This window comes from Protofrankia sp. Cj3, assembly GCF_917627355.1.
Lineage (GTDB): Bacteria > Actinomycetota > Actinomycetes > Frankiales > Frankiaceae > Protofrankia.
The window spans coordinates 1-5,591 of the sequence record NZ_CAKJTR010000063.1 but is presented as its reverse complement, the minus strand read 5'-3'; the positions used below and the strand labels follow the sequence as shown (position 1 = coordinate 5,591).

The window sequence follows — 5,591 nt, the reverse complement described above, 5'->3', positions numbered from 1 at the left end:
GGTCGGCGTTGGACGTCATGAGACGGGCCGAGCGGGTGCCTGGGTATGGTCCTCCGCGCGTTCTCATGTTGATCTTTTTTGCCATGCCGCGTGGCCTGTTACCCAGGACATTGCCTGGTGCGATTATGATAAATTTCGTGCTGTTTGACCAAAACCAGACGAATGTAATGATCGAGGGCGTTCTTGCCAATTATGATTGTGGTTTTTCGCCCACCGTGAGCTTCCTGTGTGTTTCGGAGAATGCCACTTACCAGATTGATGATCACTCTACGGGCCGTCGCTGGGCACTGCGGCTACATCGTCCCGGGTATCTTCACTTTGAAGAGATCAACTCCGAGCTGCTCTGGACGCAGGCGTTACGGCATGATGGTGTGGTGCGCACGCCGTCGGTCGTGCCGACTCGTCGCGGTGATCTGGTTTGCATGATCGAGCCTGATCCGGCCGCTGCGGGTGTCTGTGCGAAACCGCGCTACGCGGTGTTGTTCGACTGGGTGGAAGGATCGTCGCCGAAGCAGTCGGACACCGTGGGCCTCATACGCAGGTTTGCCGAACTCGGTGAGGTCGCGGCACTCCTCCATCAACATGCCCGGGTGTGGCGGCGTCCAAGCGGCTTCACCCGTTTTGAGTGGACATGGCGAACAACGCTGGGGGCGGGCGGCCGGTGGGGTAGCTGGCGTGACGGTATGCGTGCGGCTGTCGGGACCGGGCCGCATGGAACCGAGCCGCATGGAACCGGGCGGCACAGCGTGCCCGATGCTGACCCGGCTTGTGTCGCACTCCTGACCCGGGCCGCTGTCGAGATCCGCCGTCGGATCGACCGGTTCGGCCGCGGTGCCGATCGGTTCGGGCTTGTCCATGCTGACATGAGGCTGGCGAATCTACTGGTCAACGAACGACTGGACGAGCTCACAGTTATCGATTTCGACGACTGCGGGTTCACCTGGTACCTTTATGATCTTGCTGCATCATTATCGTTTATCGAACACCTGCCAGAGGTTGGTGACCTGGTGGACGCGTGGCTTACCTCCTACCGGCGACACCGGTCGGTGTCGGCTGAGGAGGAGGCGATGATGGCGACCTTCATCCTGCTGCGCCGGCTGCTGCTGCTGGCCTGGCTGGGCTCGCATCCGGAGGCTGAGGCGGTTGACAGCGTGAAGGAGTACGCCGTGGTCTCGTGTGATCTTGCCGATGACTACCTGTGCGGAAAATGTTGATGCGTCACTCGTGGTTGTGATCAGGTGGCTGTGTTCAGACTGAACTCGATCAAGCTCCTTCGGCCCGCCGCCTGATTATTCAGGCCGCGTTGTGACAGAATCGTTTCTCTGTGTAGTATTCGAAAGGTAGTGTCAGCGCGCGTGGACAGCGTCACTCGACAGGCCAAGATGACTTCTCCGCTGGGTCCGTTGCTGCTTGTCGGTGATGGCGTCGCGCTGTGTGCCATCCATATGAACGAGCCGGATGCCGCCGCGCCCTGGCCGGACGGTCTTGAGTCCGATCCAGTTGCGTTCCGTGACGCGATCGAGCAGCTCGAAGCCTACTTCATGGGCGATCGGACCGCCTTCAACGTACCGTTGCGTCCGGCCGGCACACCGTTCCAGCAGGCGGTGTGGGAAGCTGTGGCGGCTATCCCTTATGGCGCAACCCGTAGCTACGCCGAGATTGCCGCGGCTGTCGGCCGGCCGTCGGCCTTCCGCGCGGTCGGGCTCGCCAACAGCCGTAATCCGCTTCCCATCGTCATTCCCTGCCATCGGGTGATCGGTTCCAGCGGAGCGCTGACCGGTTACTCGGGTGGGATCGGCCGCAAGCGGCACCTTCTTGATCTTGAGCGTCGGACTCTTGCTCGTGATGGGCAGCTGAGTCTGGAACGGTTCAAGAGCGCCTGACAATAGGGGTGTAGCTCAAGGAGTGGGGTTGGGGTGCGCTCTGGTGTTGTGCTTCGACCGATGATAATGAGGTGAGGCGCGTGCCCCAGCCCCGCGATGCAGCCTCCCTTGTTGCCGGTCGCCAGGGCGTGTTTCGGAAGTCATCTGTCCGGCTTCCTGATCGAATGACGGCTTCCGAAGCAGGCCGTAAAGCATGATCGATGTGATGTATTTCGTGTTTCGTCGCGTAACGTTTCATTGATTAATCATAATTATTTGTGAAAATGTGATGCGGTCGGTGTCGTTGGCGGTTCCGCGTACGGGCCGGCAGCTATGTGGGTCCGCGGTGGGCTCGTCAGGGTGTCGGGTGGTGGACTCTGGCCGCTGCCTCTGGGCCGTCGGGTCGCGTGGACGCGTCGGCTGCTCGTCCGCTGCGATCCGGACGGTGCTCGCAGGTCTTCTCGCGCTGTTCAGGCGTCTTAGAGCGACCGGCAATAGGGGACGCGGCGTCGCGGGGCCAGGGCACGCACCTCGCCGCATCGCTCCCCGTCCATCGCTGCGCGATGCACGGGTACCCCGGCTCGTCGGTCGCCACCCACCACCTCCGGTGTCTGCCTCCGTCGCCTCGCGATGCACGCACCCCAGCTCCGCTCCTTGATCCACACCCCTATTGCCGGGCGCTCTTATGGGAGTCCCGCTGGCCCTCCACTGGAGGCCCGGGACGGCTGTTCCCGCCAGTTGTCTGCGGCAGTGATTTTTACTTACAACACACGATCAATTACCCAATAGTGACACAACGACATCATGAAGTCATGTTGTCTTCGTGTGTCAACGGCGGTTGAGGGGCGCATGCTCCCCTGTGTCCAGGGGGTACCGTGCTGGGACGCGGTTGGGCGACGTCCTCAGAGAAGCCTCTTACCGTGCCAACGAACACTCCTGGTAAGGAATTCGGTGCCGCCGACAGGTGCCTCGCGGGTCCCGCCGCGTGCATTACCCTGCGGCGCGTGCACCACCACTGCGGAAGGAGGAATGTGGTCGACGACATCCAGCAGGCGTTGCTCACCAACGCTCACGCTGGGACACAGCTGGCGATTCCCGGCGCCCTGGTACTCCTGCCCATATCCGACTCCGGGACGCCAGTGGCGGATCGGACCGCCTGGCAGCGTGCGGTGCTGCGCTCGTGTCTCCCACGTGCCGCAAAGCTCGTCGCGTTGGCTCTTGCCAGCCACGCGGTGGATGTGCCGAGCTGCGAGCTGGCCAATCCGGCGTTGCCCGGACCCGCCGCGGTCTGTTCTCCCGGGCTTGTGACACTGGCCACCGAAACCGGTTACAGCCGCACCCACGTGCAACGCCAGATCCGGCTGTTGCGTAGCCTCGGCTGGCTGATCGGTCTGGTCCGGCCGGCTGTTCGCCGCCCCGCGAGTTTTGCGTTGAGCATGTCCGACGCGGTCCGGGCGACCGCGTCCGCGGAGCCGGCCCCTGCGCTGCGGGCATCAACCGCCAAGCCAACCGCCAAGCCAACCGCCAAGCCGGCTACCCTGGTTGGCGGATCGGCATCGCGGACCCCCGCCCCGATAGCTGGCGGCGTATCCACCGGCACTGGGCCGCTGCGGCGGCAGGGCGGCACACAGACTTCCTCGGACAGGCCGAGCGCCGCGGCCCGGCGCCGGGCCCGCGTCACCGGTATGGCTATGGCCAGGGCCTTGACAGTGATCGAAAACCCCTCGGCGGTGGCATCTGGCCTGCTACCGACGCGAGAGCCGGCAGAGTCTCCTGTCACCGCCCCATCCGCTCCGCTCGCGCCGCCGATCACCGCTGTCACGCCCCCTGCCACGCCCCCTGTCACCGGATCCGAGCGGGCGCTGCCGGTGACACCGAAGGATCTTGCTGCCGACGTTGCCAAACAGGTCGTCGCGACTCTGGCCCGTGCGATACGACGCGATCCTGAAACCCTTATCGCAGCCAGTGACCAGCTGGCCCGAATTCTCACTGTTGGTTCGTGGAGTGCGGCGGAACTGGCCATGCATCTGGTGGACACCATCGGACCAAGTCTCGGAGCTGGCCGGGTTGACGATCCTGTAGATCATTTGCTTCGCCGTCTTGATCATTTGCCTGCGTCGTCCTCGGAATGTCTGTGCAGATCATGCCGTTCGTGGGTGGCGGCTCCGGCCGCCACCACACAGCGGGCTCCAGCCCCTGCCGCCACGGGACAGGAGGCTATGGTCGTGCCGGGGCTTGCCGCGATTGAGCAGGCGGCTGCCGCCGGGAGCGCACAGGCTCGTATGCGCCCCGAGCGAGCTAGCGGCGCGGCCTAGCGAGACAGCCAGCCTTAGAGCGACCGGCAATAGGGACGCGCGGCGTCGCGGGGCCAGGCACGCACCTCGCGTCGTTGTCGTCAGCCCAGGTAGGACACCGTTAACCGGGGCCTGGTCCGCCTCGCGACGCATCCACCTGGCATCCGACAGCCCCCGAAGAACTTCCAGCGCCGACCACTGAGCGGTCGCGAGGTTCTCTGTGGGTACGCAGAAAAGCATGGCCCTGCTTGCGGCCGGCGGGTCATGCATGGCGGTGCGGTCTGTTCAGGTGATATCCAGGGGGTCAGCCGCCGGGCACCGGACGGGGCGGTTTGCGGGAGGTGGGAAGGTGGCATGCCGGAGGCGAGGATGACCCAGCGACCCTGGTCGAGTACCTCCGCACGTGACGAGAGTGCGGAGCTGGCCGCCGACGTGATTGTGATCGGCTCTGGCTTCGGCGGAAGCGTTACCGCTCTCCGGCTTGCGGAAAAAGGCTACCGTGTCGTTGTCCTGGAGGCCGGCCGGCGATTCCCCCCGGCTGCCCTCCCTCGAACGAACTGGAGAATTCGTCGTTATTTATGGGCGCCTCGACTTGGTTGCCACGGATTTCAGAAAATTAATATGATCGGCCGTCTCCTCGTTCTTTCCGGGGCGGCTGTCGGTGGTGGTTCGGTTGTTTACGCGAACACGCTCTACCGTCCACTGGACGCTTTCTACGCCAATCGTCAGTGGAGTCATATCACCGATTGGCGACAGGAGCTCGCGCCCTACTACGACCAGGCTGAGCGGATGCTCGGGGTGGTACCCAACCCGACGACCACCCATACTGACGAGGTGTACCGGGCGGTCGCCGAGGAAATGGGTGCCGGCGATACATTCCGTTTGGCCGACGTGGGCGTTTTTTTCGGCCGGGCCGGTAAGAAGGAGCCCGGTGTCGAGGTCGCGGACCCCTATTTCGGAGGTGCCGGGCCGACCCGTACCGGCTGCCGTGAATGCGGTGAATGCATGACCGGTTGCCGTTGGAACGCGAAGAACACCCTCGACTACAACTATCTTTACCTGGCTGAGAAACTGGGCGTCCGGGTTTTCCCCGACACCCAGGCTGAGGCGGTTCGTCCGCTGGCGACCGGAGGTTATGAAGTCAGTACGGTCCGCACCGGTTCCTGGGTCAGCCGGGGACAGCGGAGGTGGCATGCGGACCAGGTCGTATTCGCGGGTGGGGTGCTCGGTACCGTGCGCCTCCTGCTAGCCATGCGGGATACCGGCGTGCTACCGGCGCTGTCGTCCCGGGTCGGCGAGCTGACCCGCACGAATTCGGAATCCATTATCGGCGCCACCAGATTCCGACCGGACAAGCGGCTCGCTCGCGGGGTGGCGATTACGTCATCCTTTTATCCGGCGGCGGACACCCATATCGAACCCGTCCGTTATGGTC

General features: G+C 63.9%; 4 protein-coding genes. All 4 read left to right on the top strand.

Annotation, left to right across the window (positions count from 1 at the left end):
* Positions 1-137 precede the first annotated feature (137 nt).
* Entirely contained in the window at positions 138-1,214 is a 1,077-nt protein-coding gene (locus tag MJ783_RS10895; protein WP_239310282.1) for a phosphotransferase enzyme family protein, read from the top strand.
* Positions 1,215-1,355: 141 nt separating this feature from the next.
* A complete protein-coding gene (locus tag MJ783_RS10890; RefSeq protein ID WP_305039304.1) occupies positions 1,356-1,883 on the top strand; it encodes a methylated-DNA--[protein]-cysteine S-methyltransferase in 528 nt (175 codons plus the stop codon).
* A gap of 1,010 nt (positions 1,884-2,893) precedes the next feature.
* Positions 2,894-4,177 carry a hypothetical protein gene (locus tag MJ783_RS10885; RefSeq protein ID WP_239310281.1) on the top strand — a complete coding sequence of 428 codons (1,284 nt, stop codon included), beginning with the start codon at positions 2,894-2,896 and terminating at the stop codon, positions 4,175-4,177.
* 348 nt (positions 4,178-4,525) lie between these two features.
* Positions 4,526-5,591, top strand: a 1,066-nt coding sequence (locus MJ783_RS10880; RefSeq protein WP_239310280.1) for an FAD-dependent oxidoreductase, incomplete at its 3' end; no start/stop codon positions are given.